We start from the raw sequence: 25,492 nt of genomic DNA on the forward strand, positions 1-25,492 counted from the left end.
CGGAACCGCTATCGCAGAGAGTCCACCGGCTGCATCTTCGCCGCCCGCAGCGCCGGATAGAGCCCGGCCAGCAACCCCACCACCGCCCCGGCCACCGGCGCGGCCAGCGCCAGCCAGGCGTCCAGGAGCGGCGTCCACTCCCTGGCGGCCGAGACGGCCACGACGGCGACCACGCCGAGGCTCGTGCCGATCACGCCGCCGGCCAGCCCGACCAGCGTCGACTCCAGCAGGAACTGGGCGGCCACGTGCCGCCGCGCCGCGCCGAGCGCCCGGCGCAGCCCGATCTCGGGCACCCGTTCCATCACGGTGACGAGCGTGACGTTGGCGATGCCGACCGCGCCGACGACGAGCGAGACCAGGCCGAGGATCAGGAACAGCGCGTTGACGTCGTCCTGGGCGGCGTCGCGGGCCCGGGTGGGGGCGGGCGGCGCGACCACCCGGAGCAGGTCCTCGTTGCCGGGGCTGAGCGCGACCGGCGTCTGGCTCGCGACCAGCGCGGTGGCGCCCAGGCCGGTGTTGACCAGCACCCTGGTGACCGTCCGCAGCCCGAACCCGGCCCCGGCGGTCGGCGGCACGAACACCGCCGCGCCCAGGTCACGCTCCCGCCGCAGCCCGCCGAGCACGCCGATCACCGTGTACGCGTGCCTCCCGACGAAGACCGCGGGCGCCCCGTCGAGCCGGGTGATCCCGAGCAGCCTGGCCGCCTGGTCGCCGAGCACGGCCACCCGGTCGCCGCGCCGGACGTGCCCGGCGTCGTAGAACCTGCCGCGCAGCATCGTGCCGCGCAGGGCCCCGGGAAGGCCGGTGGTCGCGGCGACCACGGGCAGCGACTGCGTGGTGATGCGCGCCGGATCGACGATGTCGTTGGAGCGCACGGACAGGTTCGCGGTGTCCTCGCTCTCCGACAGCGCGGCGGCCGACTCCACGCCGCGCAGCCTGGTCAGCCGGTCGACGGCGTCCCAGGTCACCAGGGGGGCGCCCGGCGTGCCGGGCACCTCGACGGTGATGGCCGTGGCCACCAGCGCGTCGAAGTGGCCCACGACCTGGTTGCCGGCGGTGGCGGCCACGCCGAGCGTCACGACGAGGGTGGTGATGCCGAGCACGGTGCCGAGCGTGGTGAGCGCCGTGCGCAGCGGCCGGGCCAGCAGCCCGGCGACGGCCTCGGAGGCCAGGTCGCGCAGGTCCATCACTCCTCCACCAGGACGCCGTCGGTGATCCGCACCCGCCGCCCGGCGCGCGCGCCGACCTCCTGCTCGTGCGTGATGACGACGATGGTCAGGCCCTGCCCGCGCAGCTCGTCGAACAGGTCGAGCACCGCCTCGGTGTTGCGGCTGTCGAGGTTGCCGGTCGGCTCGTCGCACAGCAGCAGCGACGGGGAGCCCATGAGGGCCCTGGCGATGGCCGCGCGCTGCCGCTCGCCCCCGGACAGCCGGCCGGGCGGGAAGCCCGTACGGTGACCGAGGCCGACGCGGTCGAGCGCCGCCAGGGCCCGTTCCCGCCTGCCCTTGCGCGGGCGGCGGGTGTAGAGCTCGGCGAGCATGACGTTCTCCAGCACGCTGCGGTGGGCCAGCAGGTGGAAGGACTGGAAGACGAAACCGATGCGCTCGCCGCGCAGCCTGGTCCTGGCGCCGTCGGGGAGCGTGGTGGTCTCGGCGCCGTCGAGCCGGTAGCTGCCGGAGTCGGGCCGGTCGAGCAGGCCGAGCACGTTGAGCAGCGTGGACTTGCCGGAGCCGGACGGGCCCATGACGGCCACGTGGTCGCCGCCGCCGATCCGGAGCGAGACGTCATCGAGCGCCAGGACCGGCGGCTCGGCCGGATACCGCCGCCCCACCCCGACCAGCTCGATGACCGGCTCAGGCATTGCTGACCACCACCCTGTCGCCCTCCTTGAGCGGGCCGGTGACCTGGACGTTCCCGTCGGCGGACAGGCCCGTGCGGACCTCGACGTCCCTGGTCCTGTCGGTGGCGTACTCAACCCGGACGCGGGCCCTGCCGTCGGCCGAGGTGATCACGGCCGCCACGGGCACCACCAGGACCGGCTCCTTCGTCGCGCCCACCGTGATCCGCGCGGTCACCGCGGTCCCGGCCTTGAGGCCCTTCGCCGACCGCGGCGTGATCAGGACGGGCACCGCCCCCGTCTCGGCCGCCTCGGCGTCCGGCACCCTCGCCTTGTCGCCCACGGCGGTCAGCCCGGCCGGGTACGACCGGCCCGAGTCCAGCTCGACGGTCGCCTGCATGCCCGGACGCAGCAGCTCGGACTCCTCCGCCCCGACCGACGCCGTGACCATGAACGACGAACTGGTCACGGTGGCGACCTCGCCCTCCACGGTCTGCCCGGCCTTCACCGACACCTTGCGCACCCGGGCGGGCAGCTTCGGCACGAACACCACCTCACCGGGCGGGATCGAGACCCCGTACGTGCGCGTGTACTCGGCCAGCATCTCCTTGGCCGCCGCCACGTCCCTGCGGGCGCCGGCCACCTTGAGCCTGACGGGGGAGAGCTGCCTGGCCTGGCGCAGCGCCTGCTCGGCGGTCGCCAGGTTCTCCTCGGCGGTGCGCACGGCCGTACGGAGCTCCTCGACCTTGGCCGCGCGGGTCTGCTCGGCCTCCTTCAGGATCAGCTCGCGGGCCTCCTGGGCCGCCGCCAGATCGGCGCGCGCGTTCGCGACCCGCAGCTCAAGCAGCCGCGTGTCGGTCGTGGGCTCAGGAGCGGCCGTGGGCGCGGGCGTGCTCGCGGGGGAGCCGGTGGGGGAGCCGGCGGGGCGCTTCCCGGCGGCGTCGAGGGCCTGTTCGGCCTCCAGCAGCCTCTCCTCGGCCGTCCGAACCGCCGAGTCGGCGGCCGTCAGCCTCGCCTCGTCCGCCGGGGAGAGCTCCCCGGCGCGGGCCGCCGTCAGGGCGCGGCGGGCCGTCTTGAGCGCGTCCTTGGCGTTGGCCAGCTTGATCTTCAGCGGCAGCACGTCGCGTCCCTGGTCGAGGGCCTGCTTCTCGGACGCCAGCGTCTCCTCGGCGGTCTGCACCGCCTTGCGCAGCGTGTCGTGAGCCTGCCGGTCGGCGAGCGTGGGCCGCTGGGCCTGGTAACCCTTGGCGGCGTAGAGCCGGGTGACGGCGGTGATCGTGGCCTGGTCGAAGACGCCGGTGGAGGGGGCGCGGTGACCCAGACGGCGCAGCGCCCGCTGCAACTGGGTGACGTCGTCGCCCTCGCTGCCCGGCGTGATCGTGCGGTGCATCGGCACCGAGCCGCGCAGGACGAACACCGGGCGGCCGTTGACCTCCATCAGCACCGCGCCCTCGGCGAAGCGGCCGGGACGCGGCGCCCTGGTGGCCCGCTGCGCCTCGGCCGTGCCCCCGACGGCTCCGGCCAGGCTGATCGGCAGCGGGGAGCCGTACTCAAGGGTGCCGTTGACCACCACGGAGCTGACCAGCCTGCGGCGCTCGACGGCGGCGGTGACCAGGGAGGGCTTGGGCGCGGCGCGCCTGCTCGCCTCGTCGGCCGGCGAGCGCAGCCGGGTGCTCACCGCCCACCCGGCCAGCGCGACGAGCACGACGCCGGAGATCACGACGGCCAGAAGCCTTCGAGGGGATCCCATGGGCTCGTCAGAAGGCGTACTGGTCGTCGATCTTCTGCAGGAGCGCCGTCTCCTTCGGCGTGTACGCCGCGTAGAAGTCCTTGCCGCACTCCAGGTCGTCGAGCCCCGCCTTGATCTCCTTGGCGAGGTACGGCTTGGCGTCCTCGGGGGTGAGGTTCGGCATGGTGAACGTTCCCGTCGCCGTCTTCTTCGCCGGGGGAAGGTTGTCCTGCTGCCGGCGGCCGATCTTGTCCTGCTGCCGCATGAACTCCCTCTCGCCGCGCGTGCTCAGGGCCGTCGGCTTGGTGTCGGTGATCGAGTACCCCTTGCCCGTGAGACAGGTGGCCATGGGGCCGGCCAGCTCGACCAGCTTGGGGTCGCCGTCCAGCTCGGCGGCCCGCGCCCGCTTGCGGGCCAAGCCGTACTGGTTGAAGTAGTCGATGTTCGACTTCACGGTGATGCCGAGGACCTGCTTGCCGGCTGTGGCCATGCAGGCGTTCTTGGCCTTGTAGTAGGCGTCGTTCTGGGCGGCGGAGAGGTCGTCCTGGATCTTTATGTTGGGGTCCGTGTCGCCCTCGGCGTCCGGGGCGTGCATCTCCTTGGGATAGACGTGGACAGCGAACACTCCAAACCCGTATTTGGCGCGATATTTCCGCATTGCCTGGTAGTCGCCGGAGCCGCGCTTGCGCTCCTCGTCGCTGTCGTCCTCGGGCTTCACGTACGGCACGTACTTGAAGCCCTTCTGCTTCATGCAGTCGGCCTTGGCCGCCTCGAACTGGTGCTTCCTGTCCTTGGCGGCGGCGGCCTGAGACGGCTGGGCGGTCTCGGCGCCGCCGGTCGGCTCGGCGGCGCCCCCGCAGCCGCAGAGCACGGCCGCCGAGAGCGACATGGCGATGGCCAGGCGGGATCTGTTGAGCATGGCGAAGACCATACTCCGTTGAACGAAGTATGGTCAATCCAGGCAGTGCCGCCGCTGGCGGAAGGGCGCGAAGGCAGCCCCCACGACCAGCAGCGCGAGCACCCCCCAATAGGCCAGGTGCTGCCGGGTCAGGGCGTCGGAGTGCAGCACCAGCTCGCCCGACGCCGTCGCCAGGTAGATCGCCGCCGCCAGCGTCCACCGGTGGTCGCGGGCCAGGTAGGCGCTCCCCGCCGCGAGCCCGAACGCCACCGCCTCCACCACCAGCCTGCTCAGGCTGATCGGGAGCCTTGACGGGTCCTCCATCCACTCGGGGCCCGCCCAGCTCGCCGCGACGGCCGCCGCCAACCACCACCACGACCTCGTGCGCGGCGCCCGCCGCAGCGCGAGCAGGCCGGCCAGCGCCACCGCGTAGGTGCCCGCCACCAGGTAGGGGTCGCTGTCCATGAACAACGGCCGGGCCTGGAGGAACGTCGGATAGACCGGTAACAGCGTCGTGTCGAACAGTCGCCAGCCGCCGGCCAGTGCCACCGCCTTGGCCCCGGTGAGCAGCGTCAGCGCCGCCGCCGTGCGCAGGCGTCCGCGGGCGGTCGCCAGCAGCGTGAGCGCCGACAGCAGCGTCCAGAGCGGCAGCGTGCCGGCGTAGGGCAGCAGCGCGGCCAGGTTCGCCGCCGCGACGGCGGTGACGGCGAGGTGCACGCCGTCCGCCCAGGGGCTGCCGCTCGCCAGATGGACGACCCGGCTGCGCACCCCGCCCGTGAGCAGCCCCCACGCCTCGCGCGGCACCGGGATCCGCCGGCCCGGCGCGGCCGACTCCAGGAGCACGTCGAGCAGCTCGTCGCCGTGGGCGGTGCGGTAGGTCCTGGGGTAGGCGAGCAGGAGCCTGCGGTAGCGCCGTTCGAGCGCCGACACTCCTGCCGGCCCGACGGCCGTCATCCGGCCGACGGCCGCAGGACGAGCGAGGCGGCCGCCTGCATGCGTCTCGCCTCGGCCTCCACCAGCGCCTGGCCCTCGTCGGTGATCCGGAAGTAGCGCCGGTTGCGCCCGTTGACCGTCTCCTCGCGGTCGACGGTGATGACGCCGCGCTCGTTCAGGCGTTCCAGGATGCCGTAGAGCGTGCCGACGGACGGCTGGACCCGGCCGCCGGACAGCTCCTTGACCGACTTGCTGATCGCGTGGCCGTGCAGCGGGCCGGCGCGCAGCGCGGCGAGCACGAAGTACATCGGCTCGCTGACTTCTGAGGTTCCCCTGGGCATGGGGGAGACATTAATCCGTTCAACGGAGTGTGGGCAACGTGGGCGGACCCCCGGGCCCGCCCGCGTCGCGCGTCACCGGCAGCGGTCGCCGTTCAGGCGGAAGACCTCCGGGGCCGGGTTGGGCCCCGAGGCGTGCGTGCCGACGAAACCGAACGTCACGGTCCCGCCGGGCCTGATCCGGCCGTTGTAGCCGAGGCTGCGCGCCGTCACCGCCGCGCCGGACTGGGCGAGGTCGGCCCCCCAGCCCTCCTTGATCCGCTGGTCGCCGGGGAACGACCAGCTCAGGGTCCAGCCGTCCACGCTCTCCCGGCCGGTGTTCTCGATCACGATCTGGCTGGTGAAGCCGCCGGGCCACGAGCCGTGCGCCGAGTAGCGCACCCGGCAGGCCGATTGCTCGCCCTTGTCCGCCAGGAACGCCGACACCCACGCCAGCGGCGAGTTCCAGTTGATCGTCAGCTCGTTGGTGGACCAGGACTCGATGTCGTCGATGTAGCAGAACTGCGGCTTGCAGCCGCGCAGCAGCCGCTGGGCGACCGGGTCCTGGATGGCGGAGTTGGGGCCGCCGGCCAGCGAACCGCGCGGCGGGTGGGGCAGCGCGTGGTCGAGCTGGTGGGCGTACCAGCGGCTGTGCTGGTTCTGGGCGGAGACCTCGCCGTAGCCGGTGACGTAGGAAATGTTGAGCGCGTTGCGGCCGAGCAGGTAGTCCATCCCCTCCCGGACGGCGGCCCGGTACTTCTCCTCGCCGGTCAGGTCGTAGGCGGTGGCCAGGACGACCAGGTTGTTGAGGACGAGGTTGTTGGAGCCCCAGTCGAAGTCCGCCGGCGCGTACGGCAGCCCGTACGGGTGCGCCCGCTGGATCGCCAGGTACTTCTCCGCCCCCTCGACGACCGACCGCCGCACCTTGTCCCGGCCCGGCAGCGCGTTGGGCACGGTCGCCAGGCCCAGCCGGCCGAGCTGGGCGGTGTTGCCCCAGTCGAAGCCGCGCTCGCGCCAGATGTCGCCCGTGTGGTGCGGCGAGGCCAGGACGAAGTCCGCGAACTCCTTCTCGCCCGTCGTCAGGTAGAGCTCGGCCGCCGCCCAGTAGAACTCGTCGCTCACGTCGGCGTCGTCGTAGGCCCCGCCGCCCACGCCGTCGGCGGGGTCGGCGTACCGGGCCGGGTTCGCCTTCGCCGCCGCCCACGCCTTGCGCGCCGCCTTGAGGTTCCTCGCCGCGAAGGCCGCGTCGTAGGGCGCGAACAGCCGGGCCGCCTGCGCCGCCGTCGCGGCCAGGTTGAGCGTCGCGGCCGTGGACGGCGGGTGCAGCTCGCGCTTCTGCGGGTCGAGGTGCGGCAGCAGCGGCAGGCCGGTCCAGTTCTGGTCGTGCACCTTGTGGTGGGCCATCCCCGCGTCCGGCTCGCCGTCCGGCACCTGCATGCTCAGGATGAACTCCTGCTCCCAGCGGGCCTCGTCCAGCACGTCCGGGACGCCGTTGCCGCTCTCGGGGATCTTGAGCTGACCGTCGGTGAAGGCGGCCCTGTCGCGCTCGTAGGCCGCCATGAGCTGGTGGACCGCGATGCCGCCGTTGACCACGTACTTGCCGTGGTCGCCGGCGTCGTACCAGCCGCCCTTGACGTTCAGCGTGTAGTCGCAGCCGCCCGGCTGACAGGGCACGTTCGTGTCGCCCTGGTTGGGGGACGTGCCCGCGTGGCCGGCCGGGCGTCCGTAGCCGGGACGCAGGCTGTCGAGGATCTCGATGCCGCTGCGCTGGGTGTAGTAGAACTTCAGCGCGTCCGTGGGGAGGGAGTCGTAGACGTCCGCGCCGATGTCGAACGGCCTGCTGGTCTCGCCGTCGGCGGTCAGCGTGTAGCCCTCGCCGGGTTTGGCGTAGGCGCCGAAGTCGATGGTGTGCACGTTCTGGCCGGAGCTGGCGTCCGTGCCCTTCGGGGCGGTACGTCCGTTCGCGACCGTTTCCCGTGCCGCGTTCCGCAGCTCCCAGTCCAGGGGCGTGGTCGCCTCGGTGACCAGGGTGGCCTTCTTCGGGCCCGAAGGCAGGTAGCCGACCATGTTCACGCGGACGCGCGGGCCCGTGTCCGGCTCGTAGACCTCGGGTTCGGCGCCGCCCTTCAGCGACACGTCGTCCATGCAGAACCTCCAGGGCTCGGCGCTGCCGCCCAGCTGGAACGCCACCTGGGCGTTCGGCAGCGAGACCGGGGCGGTGAAGGTGTAGGAGTAGTCGTTCCCCGAGACGCTCAGCTCCGGGGCGGCCGACAGGTACTGCGTCCACGGGTCCGCCGGGAGCTGGATCAGGGCCTTGCCGACCTTGGCGGGGGTGGCGGAGGCCGAGAACCGGTAGGCGTAGGTGTCGCCGGCGACCAGCGGGACGCCGTCCTGGCCGATGATGACGTCCCAGGGGTTGGCGGTGCCGCCGGGGACGTCGGCGCACAGCCTGCCGCCGTCGAGGGTCAGGGTGGTGTTGCCGGTGCTCCACCAGGGGGCGGTGCCGGCGTCGAAGGTGCCGTTCACGATCTGCTCGGGTCCCTCGTCGGCGGCGCGGGCGGACGCGGCGGGGGACAGGGCGACCATGGTGAGGAGGGCCAGCAGCGCGGCCCGGCATCGGGTCATGGAGGTCCTTCGGGGGGTTGGGAGCGCTCCCAATGGAGCGATCCCGATCCTCCTTGCCCACCGCCGCCCCGTCAACGGCTGCACCCGATCGCGCCCGAAGACCCTGAAACTTTCACGCCTGGGCCCGCTGCACGGGCTTGGGCCCCGTTTCGCGCACTTGGGCTCGTACGGCGGGGGCAGGCCCGCTTCACGGGCTTGGGCTCGTTTCACGGGCCTGGGATCGACAGCCCTGCTTCTCGCGGGCCGGGGGAATGCGACAGCCCCGCCTGTTACGGGCCGGGGGACGGTGAGAGGCCGGGCTGGCACCGGTCGGGGGATCGTGGCAGCTCGGAGGTCAGGTGGTGGAGGAGGTCTGTGGCTCTGCGGCGGTCGTAGGGGGTGGCGAGGCGGTCGGCGGCGGCCAGCGCCTGTTCGGCGGCCCGGACGGCGGCCCGTCTCCGGCCCGCGACGGCCAGCACCAGGGCGCGGGCCCACCCGATCCTGGCCGCCGCGCCCGGGTTGCGGGCCAGGTAACGGGCCAGGTGGGCGTGGAGGCGGCGGGCGGTCGCGCGGTCCACGTGGTCGCCTACGTGCCACATCAACTCCGCCAGCCCCGCCCAGCACTCCAGCATGCCGGGCTGCGCCGACGGCAACCCGTCCGCCATCCCGAGCGCCCGAACCAGCGCCCCCCGCACCCCGCCAACGTCAAGCACCACCGCGCCCCCAGAACCCGCCAAGTCCACCGAAGCGCCCAAGGCCGCCGCACCCGCCGCACCCACCGGGACCTTCGGGAGTGCCAGGCCCATCGCGTCCACTGCGCCGATCGGGTGCGCTGTGGCAGGGGTGGGGGTGATGGTCAGGCGGGTGGTGGCGGTCAGGAGGCGTAGGGACTGGATGGTGTGCAGGGACGGGCTGTCATGGAGGCCGAGCCGGGCGGCGAGGGCGCGCCGCCGTTCCATGGACGCGCGGGCCGCCGCCAGCACCTCCGCGATCCGCCCGGCGGGCACGTCGTCGAGCCGCAGCAGCGCCTCCGCGCGGCCCGCCAGACACCAGTGGCGGCCGATGTCGTCCCCGCCCACGCGATTGACCGACAGCTCCTCGGTCTCGGCGAACAGTTCCGCCGCCTCCGCGAACCTCCCCTCCCACAGGGCGGTCTCGGCCAGCATGCCCGCGCAGTTCTCCGCCATCCGGGGGTCGAGCGTCCGGGACCGTCCCTCGGCGAACGACCGGCGGGCCGCTCCGAACGCGCCCGCGTGGAGCTGGTCCAGCCCGCGCGCGAGCCGTGCCCGGCTGGCCGCCTCCGTCGGGTGCGGGACGCCGTCAAGTGCTCGGTCGGCGAGTCCGCCGTAGCGGGCGGCGATCCCGTGGCGGCCGGCGATCCGGGCGATCGTGGCGAAGTTCGCGTACGCCTCGGCCCGCAGGGCGGGGTCCGGCGCGCGTTCGGCGGCGTTGAGCTGGCGGAGCGAGGCCACCAGCATCGTCGGCAGGTCCTGCTGGTGGTAGGCGAGCCGGGCCAGCAACGTGAGCGCCTGGGCGGCCTCCGCGTCGGCCGCGTCCGTCCGCCGCGGCGGCACCAGGCGATGGACGGCCTGCCGCACGACGGCGCCCAGCACACCCACAACAGGCCCGGCCCACCGCACGACGGCGCCCAGCACCACCACCAAAGGCCCGGCCCACCGCACGGCGGCCGGGACGCCCGCGACGGCCCAGGCCGGGACGCCCGCGCTGGACCAGGTCGGGACGGCCGTGCTGGACCGGCCCAGGATGGTGGGGAGGGGTTGGCCGAGGGTGGTCAGTGCGGTTCGGGCCAGGTGGGCCGCCTCGCCCTCGCGGGCCAGCTGGTACGCGCTGATCCCCGCCATCCGCAACCACCGCGCCCGCAGGCACGGCACGTCCGCGCCGCTCTCCAGCCGCCGCCCCACGACGGCCGCCGACTCCTCGTACAGGCGTAACCGCAGGCACAACGTCCAGTAGTGATCGAGGAAGGCGGGGTCGCCGGACGCGGCCCAGGCCGTCCTGATGTTGTCCAGGTCGGCGCCGAGCACCCGGACGGCCTCGGTGTCCGACGCGTCCTGGAGCGCCGCGGCGTGCCGGTCGAGCAGGCGGGCGAAGCAGGCGGCGTGCCGTCTTCGCACCGCGTCCCGGGTCGCCGGGTCCTCGGCCAGGCGGGCGGCGGCGAACTGCTGGACGAGCGGGTGGACCGCGTACCGTCCGGCCGGGGTGAGGTGCAGCATGCTCTGGTCGACCAGGCGGACCAGCACCCGCGGGGTCGTGCCGGCGACCTCCAGCGCGTGCGGCGGCGTGCAGCCGCCGCCGAACACCGACAGCGCGGCCAGCGCCGCCCGCTCCGGCGGCCCGAGCAGGCTCCAGGACGTCTCGAAGACCGTCCTCATGCACGCGTGCCGCGGGCGGACGGCGGGACCGCCGGCCGTGAGGAGCTCCAGGTCCACGCCGAGCCGCCGGGCCAGCTCCGCGCACGGGACGGCGCGCAGCAGCCCGGCCGCCAGCTCGATGGCCAGGGGGAAACCGCAGGTGGCGGCGCAGATCGCGGCCACCATGGCGGCTTCGGCGTCGGGGTCGAAGGACGGCTGCGCCCGCACCGCCCTGGCCGCGAACAGCGCCTCGGCGGCCGGCCCCGGCAGCCCCGCCACCTCGACGGCCACCTGGCCGGGCAGGTCGGGACGCCGCCGGCTGGTCGCCAGGACCCGTACGCCGGGCGCGGCGCGCAGGATCTCGCCCACGACCGCGTCGAAGCCGGGAAGGTGCTCCAGATTGTCCAGGACGAGGAGGAGCCGGCGTCCGGCGAGGGCGGCCAGCAGGAGGTCGAGGGCGGGACGCGGCGGCGAGAGGTCCACGCCGAGGCGGCGGGCCAGCGTAGTGACGGCGGCCTCGGGACGTACCCCAACGAACGAGACGAACGCCACCTCCCGGCCGTCGCGGACGGCGGCGGCCGCGACGGCCAGCCGGGTCTTGCCGACCCCTCCGGGCCCGACCAGCGTCACCAGCCGCCGCCCCGTCACCAGCGCGCGCACCCGCCGGACCTCGTCCGCGCGCCCGAAAAGCGTGGAACCGGGAACGGGCAGGGGCGCCCGCCCGGTCCCGGCCGTCGCGGCGGCGGGGCGGCGGGGGAGCAGGTCGCGGCGCAGGGCCTGGGTCTCCGGGGCGGGGGCGACGCCCAGTTCGGCGGCCAGGCGGTGGCGCAGGTCGTCGTAGCAGGCCAGCGCCGCCGCCCGGTTCCCCGCTTCGGCCAGGGACGCCATCAGCAGCCGGTGCGCCTCCTCGTCGAACGGGTCCAGCGCCGCCACGATCCGCGCCAGCCGCACCACCGGCGCGGAACCGTCGGCCCCGGCCTGCGTGAGCAGGTCGCGCAGCAGCGTGCGCACCCGGCCGCGTTCCTCCGCCAGCCAGCCCGCGAAGGCGGGGGCGTCGCCGATGCAGACGCCGTCCAGGAACTCCCCGCGCCACAGGGCCAGCGCCTGCGTGACCGTCGAGGCGGCCGTGAGCTGCCGGTGGTCCACGAAGCAGCCGTCCAGGTCGCCGAGGAAGCGCACGTGGTCGCGGGTGATGTCGAGCCAGCCGCCGACCTCCCTGCGCAGCTCCGACAGGGCCAGCCGCAGGCTGCCGCGCGCGTTGGCGTCCGGGCGCTCGCCCCACAGCAGCGCGGCCAGCTCCGACCGCGACCGCGGCCCGGTCGTGGTGGCGAGGTAGCACAGCAGGGCCCTGGACTTGGCCGCGCGCAGGCCCACCGGCGCGCCCCCGACGGCCAGGTCGGGCGGCCCGAGCAGCAGCAGGGTCAGCGACTCTCCCATGGCGGACGACAGTAGGCGGGCCCGCCCGGACAGACTGCGGCAAAAGCCACAGACAGCGCGTGTTCCGCGCCACTGACCTGTGCTCTCACGATGTGCTCACGATGCCGTCCGCACTCTGAGGACCGGCTTCGCGACCGCCGCGAGGCACGGACCGAAGGACACGACAGCATGCACGCTCACCGACTGATCGCCACGCTCGCCCTGGCCGCCGGCGTCGCCGCCCCCGCGGCCCTGACCGCGGGCCCGGCCGCCGCGACGACCGCCACGACCGCCTCCTGCGTCATCACCCTGTACGACATCGACGCCAACAACGTGGCCGAACGCGACGGCAAGGACGAACTCCGCTTCAAGGTCGACGGGAACCTGTTCCCCAAGTTCAGCGCCAACTACTTCTCGATGAAGACCGGCGGCGACGGCGACCCGGCCGACTTCGAGTACCCGTCCACGCTCCTCGTGGGCAGCGAGGACGTCAAGTTCGACCTGCGCGAGGTCACCCCGCCGATCGTGGGCGAGGGCGACAGCCTGGGCAAGGCCACCGCGCACGGCTCGGTCTGCGCGGGCCTGGCCGTCGGCGCGGACACGACGGAGACGACCATCGTCGAGGGCACCGACGAGACGGACTACACCTACACCGTCCGGCTCAAGCTGACCAGGCAGTGACCCGAGAGGCCCTGACCTGCGCGAGGCCCCGCCGCACGCCGGCGGGGCCTTCACTGACGCCGGATGTTCTGGGAGGGTTTCGAACGTGGTCCCTGCCCTCACCCTGGCCGGGTGCGCCGCGCACGAGCTGCTCGAACGCCAGACCGCCAAGCTGGCCAGGCAGCTCGTCCGCGGCTTCGCCGAGGAGATCCCCCTCTACCGGCGGCTGCCGAAGGAGGAGCTCGACGGCGAGATCACCGTCATCACCGAGCACAACCTGCGGCTGATCGCCCGCATGTTCCGCGACCGCCGCCCGCCCACCAGGGCCGAGCTGGCCCCCCTGCGCTCGTCGGCGGCCCGCCGCGCCCAGGAGGGCGTGCCGCTGGAGGCCCTGCTGGCCGCCTACCACCTGGGCGCGCGCAAGGTGTGGGAGCACCTGTTCGCCGCGGCCACGCCCGCCGACTTCGAGGACGTGCTGACGGCCAACCGCCTCATCCTGCTCTACACGGAGTCGGTGACGGCCGCCGTGTGCACCGCGTACCTGGAGGAGCGCGAGGGCATGCTCAGCCACGAGCAGCACGCGCTGCACGCCGCCGTGTCCGCGCTGCTCGGCGGCGACCGGGCGGCCCTGGCCGGGGTGCGGCTGGCCCCCCGCTACCTGGTGCTGGCGCTCTCCGTCGGCCGGCATCCCGACGAGGAGAGCGACGAGCCGGGCGGGTCGATCGCGGGCCGCCGCAAGCTCCACCGGATCAGGACGGCGCTCCAGCGCGGCGCGGCCGAGCCGGTGCTGTCGGTGCTGGACACGACGGGCGGCCTGGTGTTCGTGCCGGTCACCGGCGAGGACCCCGACTGGTACGAGGTCGGCGAGACGGCCGCCGCGATGGCCAAGGCGGCCGGCGTGCCGGTGTGGGCGGCGGCCGAGATCGCCGCGCCGGCCGGGGTGCCGGAGGCGGTCAAGCTGGCCGAGGAGGTCCTGGAGGTGGTGCGGATCTTCGAGCAGCCGCCGGGAGCCTACCGGCTGGCCGACGTGCTGCTGGAGTACCAGCTCACCCGGCCGAGCCAGGCCACCGCCGTGCTGGCCGGGCTGCTCGACCCGCTGCTCGACAACCCCGACCTGCTCAGGACGCTCACGGTCTACCTGGACACCGGCCTCGACCGCCGCCGTACGGCCGAGCTGCTGCACGTGCACCCCAACACGGTCGACTACCGCCTGCGCAGGGCCGTCAGCCTGACCGGCCTCGACCCCGTGGACCCGGCCCACCTGCAACGCATCGGCGCCGCGCTGGCCGCCAGACGCCAGCACCGCAAGTGAACGGGAGCCGTCCCCCGGCAGGGGACGGCTCCCGTCGCACGATCCGGAGCGTTCAGACCGAGGACACCGCGGCGGTCACCACGGTGGCGAAGTTCTTCATCCCGAGACCGTTGGGGTGGAACGGGGCGGCGGGCGAGGCCGGCACGTACGGCTCGATCCAGCGCACGCCGGGGGCCTTGCACGGGTCGTGGCCCACGCTCGGCGTCTGCAGGTCGACGAACGACACGCCCGCGGCGGCGGCCTGCTCGGCCAGCATCTGGTTGAAGTACTGGAGCGTGGCCCGGATGTAGTTGGCGTCGGCCTTGATGATCGGGACGGTCGGGTAGCAGCCGTTCGGCGGCGCGTAGGTGGCGTAGCCGACCATGAAGATCCGGGCGCGCGGGGCGCGGGCGCGGATGTCGGTCACCAGCGTGGTCAGCTTGGGCCGCAGCGCGTCGGTCTTGACCCGCCAGGAGTCCTGGCCGTTGACGACGTAGTCGTCGTTGCAGGCGTCGCCGATGGGCGGGGGCAGCAGGTTCAGGCAGTCCTCGATGAAGCCGGTCAGGCCGACGTCGTTGGCGCCGATCTGCACCGTGACCAGGGTGGTGTCCGAGCTGAGCGCGTCGAGCTGGGGCGCGACGCTGCCGAGGTCGGTGCCCTGGGAGTTGTACATGTCGCGGGTCTTGGCGCCGGAGCAGGTGACGTCCCTGAAGGTGGCGGCGCCGATGGCCTGGGCGGTCAGGTGGGCGTAGTTGTGGTCGGAACGCCAGCACCCGAGGTCGGGCACGACCTGGTTGGGCACCAGGGGACCCGACGCGGCGGAGTCGCCGAGCGCCACGTACACCTCGCCCTGGGCGGCGTGTGCGGGGGGCGCGACGCCGAGCGCCAGGGCGGTCGCGGAGAGCAGGACGAGCAACCGTCGGACCATGGAGGACTCCTTCGGCGGGGGTGGGGGGTGCGGAGGCCGCGCCGGCCGCGCTGGTCCGGCGGGGGGTGGAACCGTGCTGGTCAGCGGCGGAAGGGCCCGGTCACCTCGTACGTGATCCCGCCGGTCCCGGCGGTCTCGCCGCTGGTGCCGCGCTGGGAGGAGAAGTAGAGCCGGGTGCCGTCGGGGGAGAACGCGGGGCCGGTGATCTCCGACTTGGCCTGGCCGTCCAGGCGCATGACGGGGGCGACCACGCGGTCGGGGGTGATGATGTTGATCTCCATGTTGCCGCCGTCCTCGGCCACGTACAGGTCGCCGGACGGGCGGCCGGTGATGTTGTCGACGCCGTCGAGGGTGCCGCCGCCCTCGTAGATCGCGGTGACCGTCTGCCGGGCGGTGTCGTAGGCCCAGACCTTGCGGTCGCCCTTGGCGGTGAAGTAGCAGATCCCGGCGGCGTAGTGGCAGCCCTCGCCGCCGCTGAAGTGGCGGGCCGCCGAGACCTGGTGCCTGGTCTGGGTGTCGAAGACGCCGGGCGTCGCGTCGGGCACGGGCCGCCACTCGACGCTGTCGCCGCCGAGGCCGCAGAGCACGTCGAGCCGGCCGCTGGACAGGTCGCCCCAGGTGGTGGGGGTGAAGCGGTAGAAGCAGCCGTCGCCCTCGTCCTCGGTCAGGTAGACGACCTTGTGGTCGGGGTCGCAGGCCGCGGCCTCGTGCTTGAACTTGCCCATCGCGGGGCGCTGCTGGGCGGAGCGGTTGCCGTACGGGTCGGTCTCGTAGACCTTGCCGCGGAAGATCTCCTCGCAGGACAGCCAGGTGCCCCACGGGGTCGCGCCGCCCGCGCAGTTGAGGTTCGTGCCGCTCAGGATCCGGTACGCCCGGTCGATCGAGCCGTCGGCCCTGAATCTGATCGCCGAGGCCCCGCCCACCAGCGGCACCTCGGAGTTGGACACGTAGATCCAGCCGGAGCCGTCGGCGAAGCACGCGCCGCCGTCAGGAGCGGGGTGCCACAGCGTGCCGCCGACGACCCGGCCCGACCTGGCCACCACCCGGCTGGTGAAACCGGCGGGCAGCGCCATGCCGTTCGCGTCCGGGGCGCCGAGCGGCCCGTACGGGCTCACGCCCGCGCCCGCCGCGGAGGCGACGGCGTCGTGCCACATCGCCCCGGAGAACGCGACCGCCGCGGAGACGGTCCTGAGAAAGGTGCGACGGCGCATCATCACTCCACGTGGCTCGCGTCGTTCGAGGTCGTTTGAATTCGCAGACATGACGATGAGCCCTGCTCGTCCTTCTGTGAACTGGACAGGGCGGTAAATCCGGACGGTCAAATCTGTGACGCCTCACAAATCTGCGCGGCATTTCGTGAAGCCATTGACGGCGGCCCCGCAGCGATGAACCATGGCCCGAACCCCCGGCCTCGATCAGCTCCCGAGGTGCCCGTGCGCGTGCTTCCCCGTCTCCTCACCGCCCTCGCCCTGGCCTGCACGACGCTCGCGGCCCCGCCGGCGTCACCGGCTTCGGCGGCCCCCGTACCGTCCGGCTGCGACCCGATCGACCCGGCGGCCTGCCTGCTGCCGTTCCCGAACGACTGGTTCACCGTCGCCGACCGCGGCACCGGCACGGGCCGCCGGGTGGCCTTCGCGGCCGATTCCATGCCGGTCTCGGCCGCCGGCGTGCCGATCGCGCCCGCCGAGTGGAACAGGAACGACGGCTTTTCCCCGGGCTCGATGCTGCTGGCCAGGGTGCCGGGGCTCGACCTGGCCAGGACGGGCGCCGCGCCGATCACCGACATCGGCAGGTCGCTGGACCGGGACGCGCCCGTCGTGCTGCTGGACACCGTGACGGGGGAGCGGTGGCCGTACTGGGCCGAGCTCGACGCGAACGCGCCCGCCGGCCGCCAGGCCCTGATCGTCCGCCCGGCCCGCAACCTGAGCGAGGGCCACCGCTACGCCGTCGCCCTGCGCGACCTGCGCGACGCCGCCGGGGCCCCGATCCCGCCGAACCCCGCCTTCGCCGCGGTCGCCGGGCCGCCCCTGCCGCCGGACCACGAGCTGCACGACCGTCAGCGCCGCCTCCAGCCCGCGCTGTCCGCGCTGCGCCGCGCCGGCGTCGGCGCCCGCGGCCTCTACCTGGCCTGGGACTTCACCGTCGCCAGTGCGCGCGGCCTGGCCGGTCCCGCGCTGGCCATGCGCGACGACGCCCTGCGCACGCTGCGCGGCCGCGCGCCCGCCTTCGAGGTCACCTCGGTCACCGACCTCACCCCCGAGCAGGACGCCCAGATCGCCCGCCGGGTCGAGGGCACCTTCCGCGTGCCGAGCTACCTCGACCGGCCCGGCGGCCCGCCCGGGTCGGCGCTCAACCGCGGCCCCGACGGCCTGCCGGCCCGCCTGCCCGGCAACGAGCAGGTGGCGCCCTTCCGCTGCGAGATCCCCCGCGTCGCCTTCGACCGCCCCGCCCGGCCCTCCCTGTACGGCCACGGCCTGCTCGGCAGGCACGCCGAGGTGGGCGCGTCGAACGTGAGAACCATGGCGCAGGAGCACGGCTTCCTCTTCTGCGCCACCAAGTGGATCGGCATGGCCGACGAGGACATCCCCAACGTCGTCTCCGTCTTCACCGACATCTCCCGGTTCGGCACGATCCCTGACCGCACGCTGCAGGGCTTCGTCAACTTCATGTTCCTGGGCCGCGCCATGACCGGCCGCGACGGCTTCGCCGCGCACCCCGCCTTCCGCACCGCCGCCGGCCGCCCGCTGATCGACCTGCGCCACGGCCTGGTGTACGACGGCAACAGCCAGGGCGGCATCCTGGGCGGCGCGCTGGTCGCGCTGTCGACGGACATCGAGCGCGGCGTGCTCGGCGTGACCGGCATGAACTACAGCACCCTGTTCAACCGCAGCGCCGACGCCGCCCCCTTCCAGGCCGCCTTCGACCGGGCCTACCCCGACAAGCTGGACCAGCAGCTCATCCTGGCGCTCATGCAGATGCTGTGGGACCGCGGCGAGGCCGACGGCTACGCCGCCCACCTGACCGACCGCCCCTACCCGGGGACGCCGCGGCACCGGGTGCTCATGCACGTGGCCTTCGGCGACCACCAGGTGGCCACGGTCACCGCCGAGGTCGAGGCACGGACCGTCGGCGCCCGGCTGCTCACCCCGGCCCTCGCCCCGGGACGCAGCCCGGACGCCGTGCCCTTCTGGGGCATCCCCGGCATCCGCGGCCGGGCCCATCCCGGCTCGGCCCTGGTGATGTGGGACAGCGGCGCCCCCGCGCCGCCGCTCACCAACACCCCGCCCACGCAGGGCGAGGACCCGCACGAGAAGCCGCGCAGGACCCCGGCCGCCCAGCTCCAGAAGTCGGTGTTCCTCAAGACCGGCGTGGTCGCCGACGTCTGCGAAGGACCCTGCGTCACCCAGTGACGCCCGGGCGCCGCTGCGTCATCCGGTGACGCCCGGGCGCCGCTGCGTCATCCGGTGACGCCCGGGCGCCGCTGCGTCATCCGGTGACGCCCGGGCGCCACATCGGCCAGAAGAGGGCGCCGTCGGGCAGCGCGAACGGCTCCTCGGCCTGGTAGCCGTGCCTGGCGTACAGGTCGCGGCTGCGGGCGCTGCTGGCCTCCAGGTAGGCGGGCGCGCCGTCCAGCAGGGCGTGGTGGCGGCGCAGCAGCGCCGATCCGAGCCCCCGGCCCTGGTGGTCCGGGTGCACGGCCAGGAACGCCAGGTGGTGGTACGGCGGCTCCGGGTGGTGCCGTTCGAACAGCTCGTCCAGCACCCGGAAGCGGTCGGCCCACCGGCCGGTGGCGGCGGCCAGGCGGCGGTCGTAGTCGGGCGGCCCGGGCAGCGGCGCGTCGGCGGTGTGCCTGAGCCAGACCGCGACCGCGCGGCCCTCGTCGAGCAGGTCCACCTCGCCGTGCTCGATGGCGTGCGAGACGAGGATCAGGAAGTCGGCCACCATGATCTCGTGCCGCCCGGCCGGCTCCGGCACCAGGTACGACACGGCGGGCAGCCGCGCGAACGCGGTCGCGATCAGCTCGGCGACCGCGCCGGCGTCCCCGGCCGTCGCCCGGCGGACGTCGTGCGCCGCCACGTCCTGCGCGCGGGTCAACGGACGGCCTCCGGCGTGGCGGCGGCCTTGGCGCCCATGCCCACCAGCGAGTACACGCTCGGCTGTCCCGTGCGCAGGACCAGCGCCCAGCCCGCGCCGACCAGCGCGGCCAGCGCGTACACGACCGGCAGGATCCAGGCGAGCGGATCGCCCTCGGGCACCCCGAGCAGCGTCGAGAAGTTGTCCAGCGCCAGCCACACCATCACCGCCAGCGCCAGCGCGGCGGGCACGGGGGCCAGGAACCGCCGCGCGAGGCTCTCGCCGCTCGGCTGCCGGGCGAAGAAGGCGACGATCGCGATCGAGGTCACGAACACCAGCAGCAGCACCCCGAACCCGCCGAACGAGCCGCCGTAGAAGAAGAGCTGCACCAGCGGGTCGAGCCCCAGGACCGCGTAGACCACGATGACGACCAGCCCGAGCACGGTCTGCGCGATCGAGCCCGACCGGGGCGCGCCGCTGCGCGGCCGGGTGCGGCCGAAGAAGGCGGGCAGCACCCGCTCGCGGCCGAGCGCGAAGAAGTACCGGGCGGTGGTGTTGTGGAAGGAGATCATGGCGGCGAACACGCTGGTGACGAAGAGCACCCGGGCGACGTCCACGACCGCGCCGCCGAGGTGCTGGTTCGCGATGACGAAGATCGTCTCGGCCTGGTCGCGGCGCGCGGCGTCCACGATGGCCGCCGGTCCCGTGGCGACCGTCATCGCCCAGGACGACAGCGCGTACAACCCGGCGATGATCGCCACCGACGCGTACGTGGCCAGCGGCACGGTACGCCGCGGATCCCGGCTCTCCTCCGAGAACACCACCGACGACTCGAACCCGACGAACCCGAGCGTCGCGATGACCAGCAGCGCCCCCACCCCCGGCACGAACAGCGCCGCGGGCGACAACGTCTCGGCCGAGAACCCCGACGGCGCCGGGTTGACCAGGTCCGCCAGGTCGAACAGCAGGATCACCGCCACCTCGGCGGTGAGCAGGACGGCCAGCAGCCGCCCGTTGACGTCCACCCGCATCAGCCCGAGGACGCCCACCAGCGCCCAGGCGACCAGCGAGATGGTCCACCAGGGCGGCGCGCCGCCGAACCAGCGTTCGAGCAGCGGGGTGGCCGCCGCGCCGAAGGCGCCGTACAGGCCGACCTGGAGGGCGTTGTAGGCGATCAGCGCCACCCAGGCCGCCGCGATGCCCGCCGGACGGCCGAGCCCCCGGCTGATGTAGGTGTAGAACGCGCCTGCGTTGGCCATGTGGCGGGCCATGGCCACGTACCCGACCGCGAACACCGCCAGCACCACGCCCACGACCAGGAACGCGATCGGCAGCCCGGTGATGCCGGTGACGGCGTAGCCGGTGGTGATCACCCCGGCGACGACGGTGAGCGGCGCGGCGGCCGACAGGACGAAGTAGACGACCGAGGGCGCGCCGAGCCGGTCGGCGGCCAGGGCGCCGGCGATCGGGTCGGGCGCGGCGCCGGATCTCGCGGAAGGCATCGCGTTCCTTTCTGGGGGGTTCAGGTGCGGTGTGGTCGGATCGGCGGTGCGGGGCTCACGTCCGGTAGGTCAGGACGGCGTCGCCGACGGCCGCGCTCACCTGGCGGCCGAGGTCGCTGAGCGGCTGGGGCATCGCGGCCAGCACCGTGGTCAGGTACTGGTGGGCGCCGCGCCGGTCGGCCGGGTCCTCGACGACGACGTCGGTCAGGTCGCAGGCCTCGGCCAGCGCCGCCAGCGCCATGTCGTGCGGGGTCAGCGGCTGCCACTTCACCAGCGCGAGCCGCAGCCGGGCGGAGGGCCACATGGCCCGGTTGAAGTCGGTGGAGAAATAGCGGAATTGTTTACGCTTGAGTAGCCGCGGGGATTCGCGTTCGAGCAGACCATTACCCATCAACCGGCCGGTGACTTCGGTGACCGAGCGTTGTGCGAGGTAGGCCAGCCAGGTCCGCACATCGGTGTGCTGCGGGGAATTGCCTATTTCGGTCAGCACCTTTCCGGCCAGCTCGTCCGGGACCCGGCGCCGGTCGGCCACCCGCAGCCGGACCCCCTCGACGGTGATCCGCTGCTCCAGCACCAGCTCCGCGAGCAGCGCCCCGGCCAGGCCGAGCGCCACGCCCGGGACGTGCAGCCGAGGCTTGCCCGAGCCCGTCGCGTCCCAGCAGACGAAGAAGAAATCATCGGCAAGCAAAAATCGGCCCGCTCACTATAGGAATTGGTGGATGACCGGTTCAGGAAGCAGCGTGTAGCCGCCAGCGGCAATTTCTACCAAAAACCGGCATCTCCGGGCTAGACCCTATTTATCGGGAAATAAAAAAAGCACCGGCTTCATGGAGAAGCCGGTGCCGCCCGATCGGGGCCCGTCAGCGGATGATCGCCTGATGGGCGGGCCGCCGCGGTCGCGACCGGATCGGGCGCGCGCCCGCCGGGACGGGCCGGATGACGTGGATCGCCGCCGGGGTTCCGGATCGTCAGTTCGCGCAGTCCTGCTTGTCGAGGGCCAGGCCCATCTCGTAGATCTTGCCGTTGCGGAGCAGGAAGTAGTAATGGGCCTTGGCGTTGCCCGGCACGGCGACGTACGGGAAGCCGCTCGCGGCCGTCCGCAGCTTGTTCGCGTACGCGCGCTTGAGCTGGGCGCCGGTCGAGCCGATGCCGATGCCCTGCGGCGTCCTGGCGCCCTTCGGGGCGAAGATGATCGCCACGCCCTGCTTCTTGGAGATGAAGAGGCCGACCGCGTCGCGGCCGGTGCGCTGGGCCTTGAGGTCCCAGCCGGAGCAGGTCTCGGAGTCGAGGCCGGGCTTGTGGACGATCTTCCCGGTGGCCTGGGCGGCCTTGGCGCTCATGCCCAGCGTGACCCCGCCGTACCCGTTGGGGCCGAAGGCGGGGGCGGCGAGCGCGGGGGAGGCGATCCCGGCCAGCGCGACGCCCGCCGCGAGGGTCGCCGCCGCGATGATGTGCTTCGTCGTCATGCAGGGTTTGACTGCGCGGCGGGCGCACAAGTTCGCCCGGTTCGCGGGCGGCTGCGGGCTGACGTGTCCGTTACGCGGTTGAGGGATGGTCTTGTCCCAGGCCCGGGTACTGGTGCCGGTGATCACAGCCCAGGAGGCACCAGAGATGACGGATGTTCCTATCGTTGTCGGCATAAATCGTACTCAGGATGGTTCTGTTGCTGTCGCTGTGGGCGAGTCGGGCATGTACAGCCTGCAGAAGGAGCGCATCACCCGGCGCAGGCACCACTGGGGCCGCCTGGGCGACCTGCCGGACCTGTACCTGCCCGAGATGCCGCTGCTCAAGGAGCCCGTGGACCTCGTGGTCGAGGGATACGCCGGCGACACCGAGATCGAGCACAAGGGCGCCTACGAGGAGGAGCTGCGCGAGACGCTGAGCCTCAAGGAGGACGCCCGGGTCGTCCTGGTCTCCCACCATCTCAGCCACCTCTACAGCGCGTTCCCGCCCTCGCCGTTCGACCGGGCGGCGGGCCTGGTGATCGGCGCGCAGGGCAGCCGGGTCGGGGACCTCACCGAGCCGGCCCCGCTGCCGAAGGGCACCCGCGACGACATGCTGGAGGTCGCCTCCTTCTACCGCTGCGAGCGCGGCCGCCCGGTCGAGTGCCTGGCCAAACAGCTCTGGGACGGCGACTGGGCCCGGCCGACCGGCCTCGGCTGCTTCTACACCCTGCTGACCAGGCTGCTGTGGCCCGAGGGCGAGGGCAACGAGGCGAAGGTCATGGGCCTGGCCCCCTTCGGCGACGCGTACGTGTACGGCCTGCCCGACCTCGACGTACGCGGCCACGAGGTGTTCATCCCCGAGGAGTGGATCGAGACCTTCGCCCAGCGGGACGCCTACGTCTACGAGCCCGGCGGCGAGCGCTTCTCCCGGGCGGCGGACCTGGCCGCGGCCGGCCAGCGGGTCTTCGAGAACGCCCTCGTCCAGGTGGTCGCCTGGCTGCACGGGCAGACCGGCCTGGACCGGCTGGTCTACGCCGGCGGCGCCGCGCTCAACGCCACGGCCAACGGCCGGATCGTCCGCGAGTCGCCGTTCCGCGAGGTGTTCATCCCGCCGAGCACGCACGACGGCGGCACCGCCGTGGGCTGCGCCCTGTACGGGCTCATCGAATGCCTCGGCGTCGAGAGCCGCTTCCGCTGGACCGACGACTTCCTCGGCCCCGACCCGGACGAGACCGAGATCGCCGCCGCGGTGCGGAGCCTGCCGGACGGCCTGGTGGCCGAGCAGCCGGCCGACCTCGTCGGCGCGACGGTGTCGCTGCTGGAGAGCGGCCGGGTCGTGGGCCTGCACCAGGGCCGCAGCGAGTCGGGCCCGAGCGCGCTCGGCAACCGCAGCGTGCTGGCCGACCCGGCCAGGCCCGACATGCAGGACTACGTCAACTTCGAGATCAAGGGCCGCGAGTGGTTCCGCCCGCTGGCCGCGCTGGTGCTGGCCGAGCACGCCGAGCGCCTGTTCGGCGTCGACCGCCCGGCCCCGTTCCCGCAGTGCGTCGTGGACGTGCGCCCCGAGCACCGCGCGAGCCTGCCGGGCGTGACCCACGTGGACGGCACGGCGCGGATCCAGACCGTCGAGGAGGGGGCCACGCCGTTCCTGCACGCCCTGCTGACCGGCTGGCACGCGGCCACGGGCTCCCCGGTGCTGGTCAACGCCTCGCTCAACGGCCCCGGCGAGCCGCTGACCGAGACGCCCGAGCAGTCGATCGACACCCTGCTCACGACGGGCCTGCACGCCCTGGTCATGCCGCCGTACCTGATCCGCAAGCGCGAGGAGCCGCCGGTGCCCGGCCTGAACTGGGACCGCGACTAGCCTCGCCGCCGGTCGTCGGGAGAGCCGGTGCAGACCAAATCCAGGTCATTGTTCCCGCAGGTCGAAGCGGGTGGCCGAGCCCGCGGGCCGGTCCGGGTTAGCGTCGGTCGCATGCGCGTTCACCCAGCCGTCCCCGTGGTGCTGACCGCCCTGGCCGCGCTGTCGGCGGCCTGCGGCGGCGGCCCCGTGCGCACCACCCAGGGGGTGGTCGTGACCTCCGCCTCGCCGTCGCAGACGCGGAACGCGCTGGCCGGGAAGGTCGTCGTGCTCGACCCCGGGCACAACGGCGGCAACGCCTCCCATCCCAAGGAGATCAGCCGCCCGGTCGACATCATCACCGGACGCAAACCCTGCAACACCACCGGCACCCAGACCGCCGCCGGCTACACCGAGCACGCCTTCACCTGGGACGTCGCGAACCGCCTGAAGCCGCTGCTCGAAGACATGGGCGCCAAGGTGGTGCTGACCAGGCCGGACGACACCGGCGTCGGCCCCTGCGTCAACGAGCGGGCGGCCATCGGCAACAGGGCGCGGGCGGACGCCGTCCTGTCCATCCACGCCGACGGCGCGCCGCCGGCCGGCCACGGCTTCCACGTGATCCTGCCGGGCCTGGTGCCGGGGCACAACGACGCGATCATCCAGCCGTCCAGGAAGCTCGGCGTGGCCGTCCGGAACGCCTTCCGCGACGGCACCGGCATGCCGTACGCCACCTACACCGGCGAGCAGGGCCTGCAGACCCGCACCGACCTGGGCGGGCTCAACCTGTCCACCCGCCCGGCGGTGTTCATCGAGTGCGGCAACATGGCCAACCCGGGCGACGCCGCCAAGATGTCCGACGGGGAGTTCCGCGGGGAGATGGCCGGCTCGCTGGCCGCCGGGCTCAAGCAGTTCCTGACCGGTTAGGCCCCGTAGGCGCGCAGGAAGACCTCGACCGCGGCGTCGGCGAGCCGGTCGAGCTCGGCCTCGGTGTGGTGCTCGCCGCCGCCCGCGAACATGACCCTGTTCACCGGGATCCACAGCAGCAGGCCGACGAAGTGGTCGGCGGCCAGCCGGGGGTCGTCCATGGGACGCAGGCCGTGCCCGGCCAGGCGGCCGAAGGCCGTGGACATGCTCTCCAGCGAACGCTCGAAGCCCTGCTCGTACCAGGTGCGGCCGAGGTCGGGGAAGCGGTCGGCCTCGGCGATGATCAGCCGCCGCAGCCGCAGCACCTCGGGCTGCATGATCGAGGCCAGGAACTCGCGGGCCAGCTTGCGCAGCCCCTTGTCCAGGTCGTCGTTGCCCTCCAGCGACTCGGTGATCAGCTTGGCCAGGCCCTCGATCTGCGCCGTGGTGTCCAGGATGATCGTGGTGAACAGCTGTTCCTTGTCGCTGAAGTGCTTGTAGACGGTCTGTTTCGAGACCGCGGCGATCGAGGCGACCTCGTCCATGCTCGCGCCCACGTAGCCGTTGCGCAGGAACACCGCGCGCGCCGCGTCCAGGATCTGCCTGCGCTTGCGGGCCGTCCGGCCGTCCTCGTCGGTCACCGTCACGCCACCTTTTCGATCATGAGTTCGCATAGTACTGGACAGTTCCGTACTCATGTGGGTACTGTACCGTCCAGTTCCCGAAACGAACAGGAGTGA

Annotated in this window: 20 protein-coding genes; 5 read left to right on the forward strand and 15 right to left on the reverse strand. The window is 73.4% G+C overall.

The features are described from left to right. Positions 1-8: 8 nt before the first annotated feature. From ACIBST_RS39260 to ACIBST_RS39295, 8 genes are all read right to left on the reverse strand, one after another. Positions 9-1,187 carry an ABC transporter permease gene (locus tag ACIBST_RS39260; RefSeq protein ID WP_397178623.1) on the reverse strand — a complete coding sequence of 393 codons (1,179 nt, stop codon included), beginning with the start codon at positions 1,185-1,187 and terminating at the stop codon, positions 9-11. Next, positions 1,187-1,861 carry an ABC transporter ATP-binding protein gene (locus tag ACIBST_RS39265; RefSeq protein WP_397178624.1) on the reverse strand — a complete coding sequence of 225 codons (675 nt, stop codon included), beginning with the start codon at positions 1,859-1,861 and terminating at the stop codon, positions 1,187-1,189. Before ACIBST_RS39265 ends, ACIBST_RS39260 begins: the two co-directional genes overlap by 1 nt. Beyond that, positions 1,854-3,587 (reverse strand): peptidoglycan-binding protein, encoded by a 1,734-nt coding sequence (locus ACIBST_RS39270; RefSeq protein WP_397178625.1) that lies wholly within the window; start codon positions 3,585-3,587, stop codon positions 1,854-1,856. Before ACIBST_RS39270 ends, ACIBST_RS39265 begins: the two co-directional genes overlap by 8 nt. Before the next feature lie 7 nt (positions 3,588-3,594). Next, positions 3,595-4,485 carry a hypothetical protein gene (locus tag ACIBST_RS39275; RefSeq protein ID WP_397178626.1) on the reverse strand — a complete coding sequence of 297 codons (891 nt, stop codon included), beginning with the start codon at positions 4,483-4,485 and terminating at the stop codon, positions 3,595-3,597. 33 nt (positions 4,486-4,518) lie between these two features. Next, positions 4,519-5,418: a hypothetical protein gene (locus ACIBST_RS39280; RefSeq protein WP_397178627.1), complete on the reverse strand. Its 900-nt coding sequence runs from the start codon at positions 5,416-5,418 to the stop codon at positions 4,519-4,521. Then, complete coding sequence (locus tag ACIBST_RS39285; protein ID WP_189651648.1) at positions 5,415-5,738, reverse strand: PadR family transcriptional regulator; 324 nt, start codon at positions 5,736-5,738, stop codon at positions 5,415-5,417. The genes ACIBST_RS39280 and ACIBST_RS39285 overlap by 4 nt, the downstream gene beginning before the upstream one ends. 72 nt (positions 5,739-5,810) lie before the next feature. Then, on the reverse strand, positions 5,811-8,339 hold the full coding sequence (locus ACIBST_RS39290) for a glycoside hydrolase family 9 protein (protein ID WP_397178628.1): 2,529 nt from the start codon (positions 8,337-8,339) through the stop codon (positions 5,811-5,813). 269 nt (positions 8,340-8,608) lie between these two features. Continuing rightward, entirely contained in the window at positions 8,609-12,127 is a 3,519-nt protein-coding gene (locus ACIBST_RS39295) for an ATP-binding protein (RefSeq protein WP_397178629.1), read from the reverse strand. A 168-nt stretch (positions 12,128-12,295) separates the two neighbouring features. Between ACIBST_RS39295 and ACIBST_RS39300 the strand changes: the two genes are divergently transcribed. Together ACIBST_RS39300 and ACIBST_RS39305 are read left to right on the forward strand one after the other, a co-directional pair. Beyond that, complete coding sequence (locus ACIBST_RS39300) at positions 12,296-12,787, forward strand: hypothetical protein (RefSeq protein WP_397178630.1); 492 nt, start codon at positions 12,296-12,298, stop codon at positions 12,785-12,787. 85 nt (positions 12,788-12,872) lie between these two features. Next, positions 12,873-14,078, forward strand: coding sequence for a PucR family transcriptional regulator (locus ACIBST_RS39305; RefSeq protein WP_397178631.1), 1,206 nt, complete (start codon positions 12,873-12,875; stop codon positions 14,076-14,078). A gap of 52 nt (positions 14,079-14,130) precedes the next feature. Here the strand turns inward: ACIBST_RS39305 and ACIBST_RS39310 are convergent, their stop codons facing one another. Continuing rightward, entirely contained in the window at positions 14,131-14,985 is an 855-nt protein-coding gene (locus ACIBST_RS39310; RefSeq protein WP_397178632.1) for an SGNH/GDSL hydrolase family protein, read from the reverse strand. A gap of 80 nt (positions 14,986-15,065) precedes the next feature. After that, complete coding sequence (locus ACIBST_RS39315; protein ID WP_397178650.1) at positions 15,066-16,196, reverse strand: alkaline phosphatase PhoX; 1,131 nt, start codon at positions 16,194-16,196, stop codon at positions 15,066-15,068. 228 nt (positions 16,197-16,424) lie between these two features. Between ACIBST_RS39315 and ACIBST_RS39320 the strand changes: the two genes are divergently transcribed. Next, positions 16,425-18,395, forward strand: coding sequence for a hypothetical protein (locus tag ACIBST_RS39320; protein ID WP_397178633.1), 1,971 nt, complete (start codon positions 16,425-16,427; stop codon positions 18,393-18,395). Positions 18,396-18,471: 76 nt separating this feature from the next. Here ACIBST_RS39320 and ACIBST_RS39325 read toward each other — a convergent pair whose 3' ends face one another. The 4 genes from ACIBST_RS39325 to ACIBST_RS39340 all read right to left on the reverse strand — a co-directional run bounded on the left by ACIBST_RS39325 (position 18,472) and on the right by ACIBST_RS39340 (position 22,027). Continuing rightward, positions 18,472-19,080 (reverse strand): GNAT family N-acetyltransferase, encoded by a 609-nt coding sequence (locus tag ACIBST_RS39325; protein WP_397178634.1) that lies wholly within the window; start codon positions 19,078-19,080, stop codon positions 18,472-18,474. Continuing rightward, complete coding sequence (locus ACIBST_RS39330; RefSeq protein WP_397178635.1) at positions 19,077-20,561, reverse strand: APC family permease; 1,485 nt, start codon at positions 20,559-20,561, stop codon at positions 19,077-19,079. The genes ACIBST_RS39325 and ACIBST_RS39330 overlap by 4 nt, the downstream gene beginning before the upstream one ends. 55 nt (positions 20,562-20,616) lie before the next feature. Next, entirely contained in the window at positions 20,617-21,249 is a 633-nt protein-coding gene (locus tag ACIBST_RS39335; RefSeq protein WP_397178636.1) for a GPP34 family phosphoprotein, read from the reverse strand. 280 nt (positions 21,250-21,529) lie between these two features. Then, positions 21,530-22,027, reverse strand: coding sequence for a hypothetical protein (locus tag ACIBST_RS39340; RefSeq protein WP_397178637.1), 498 nt, complete (start codon positions 22,025-22,027; stop codon positions 21,530-21,532). A 223-nt stretch (positions 22,028-22,250) separates the two neighbouring features. Between ACIBST_RS39340 and ACIBST_RS39345 the strand changes: the two genes are divergently transcribed. Both ACIBST_RS39345 and ACIBST_RS39350 read left to right on the forward strand, forming a co-directional pair. After that, positions 22,251-23,870: a carbamoyltransferase C-terminal domain-containing protein gene (locus ACIBST_RS39345; protein WP_397178638.1), complete on the forward strand. Its 1,620-nt coding sequence runs from the start codon at positions 22,251-22,253 to the stop codon at positions 23,868-23,870. Positions 23,871-23,981: 111 nt separating this feature from the next. Next, positions 23,982-24,773: an N-acetylmuramoyl-L-alanine amidase gene (locus ACIBST_RS39350; RefSeq protein ID WP_397178639.1), complete on the forward strand. Its 792-nt coding sequence runs from the start codon at positions 23,982-23,984 to the stop codon at positions 24,771-24,773. Here ACIBST_RS39350 and ACIBST_RS39355 read toward each other — a convergent pair. Continuing rightward, positions 24,770-25,393, reverse strand: a complete 624-nt coding sequence (locus tag ACIBST_RS39355) for a TetR/AcrR family transcriptional regulator (protein ID WP_397178640.1) — start codon at positions 25,391-25,393, stop codon at positions 24,770-24,772. The genes ACIBST_RS39350 and ACIBST_RS39355 overlap by 4 nt on opposite strands. Positions 25,394-25,492: the final 99 nt, after the last annotated feature.

It is taken from the genome of Nonomuraea sp. NPDC049684 (assembly GCF_044465345.1).
In the GTDB taxonomy this organism is placed as follows: Bacteria; Actinomycetota; Actinomycetes; order Streptosporangiales; family Streptosporangiaceae; genus Nonomuraea.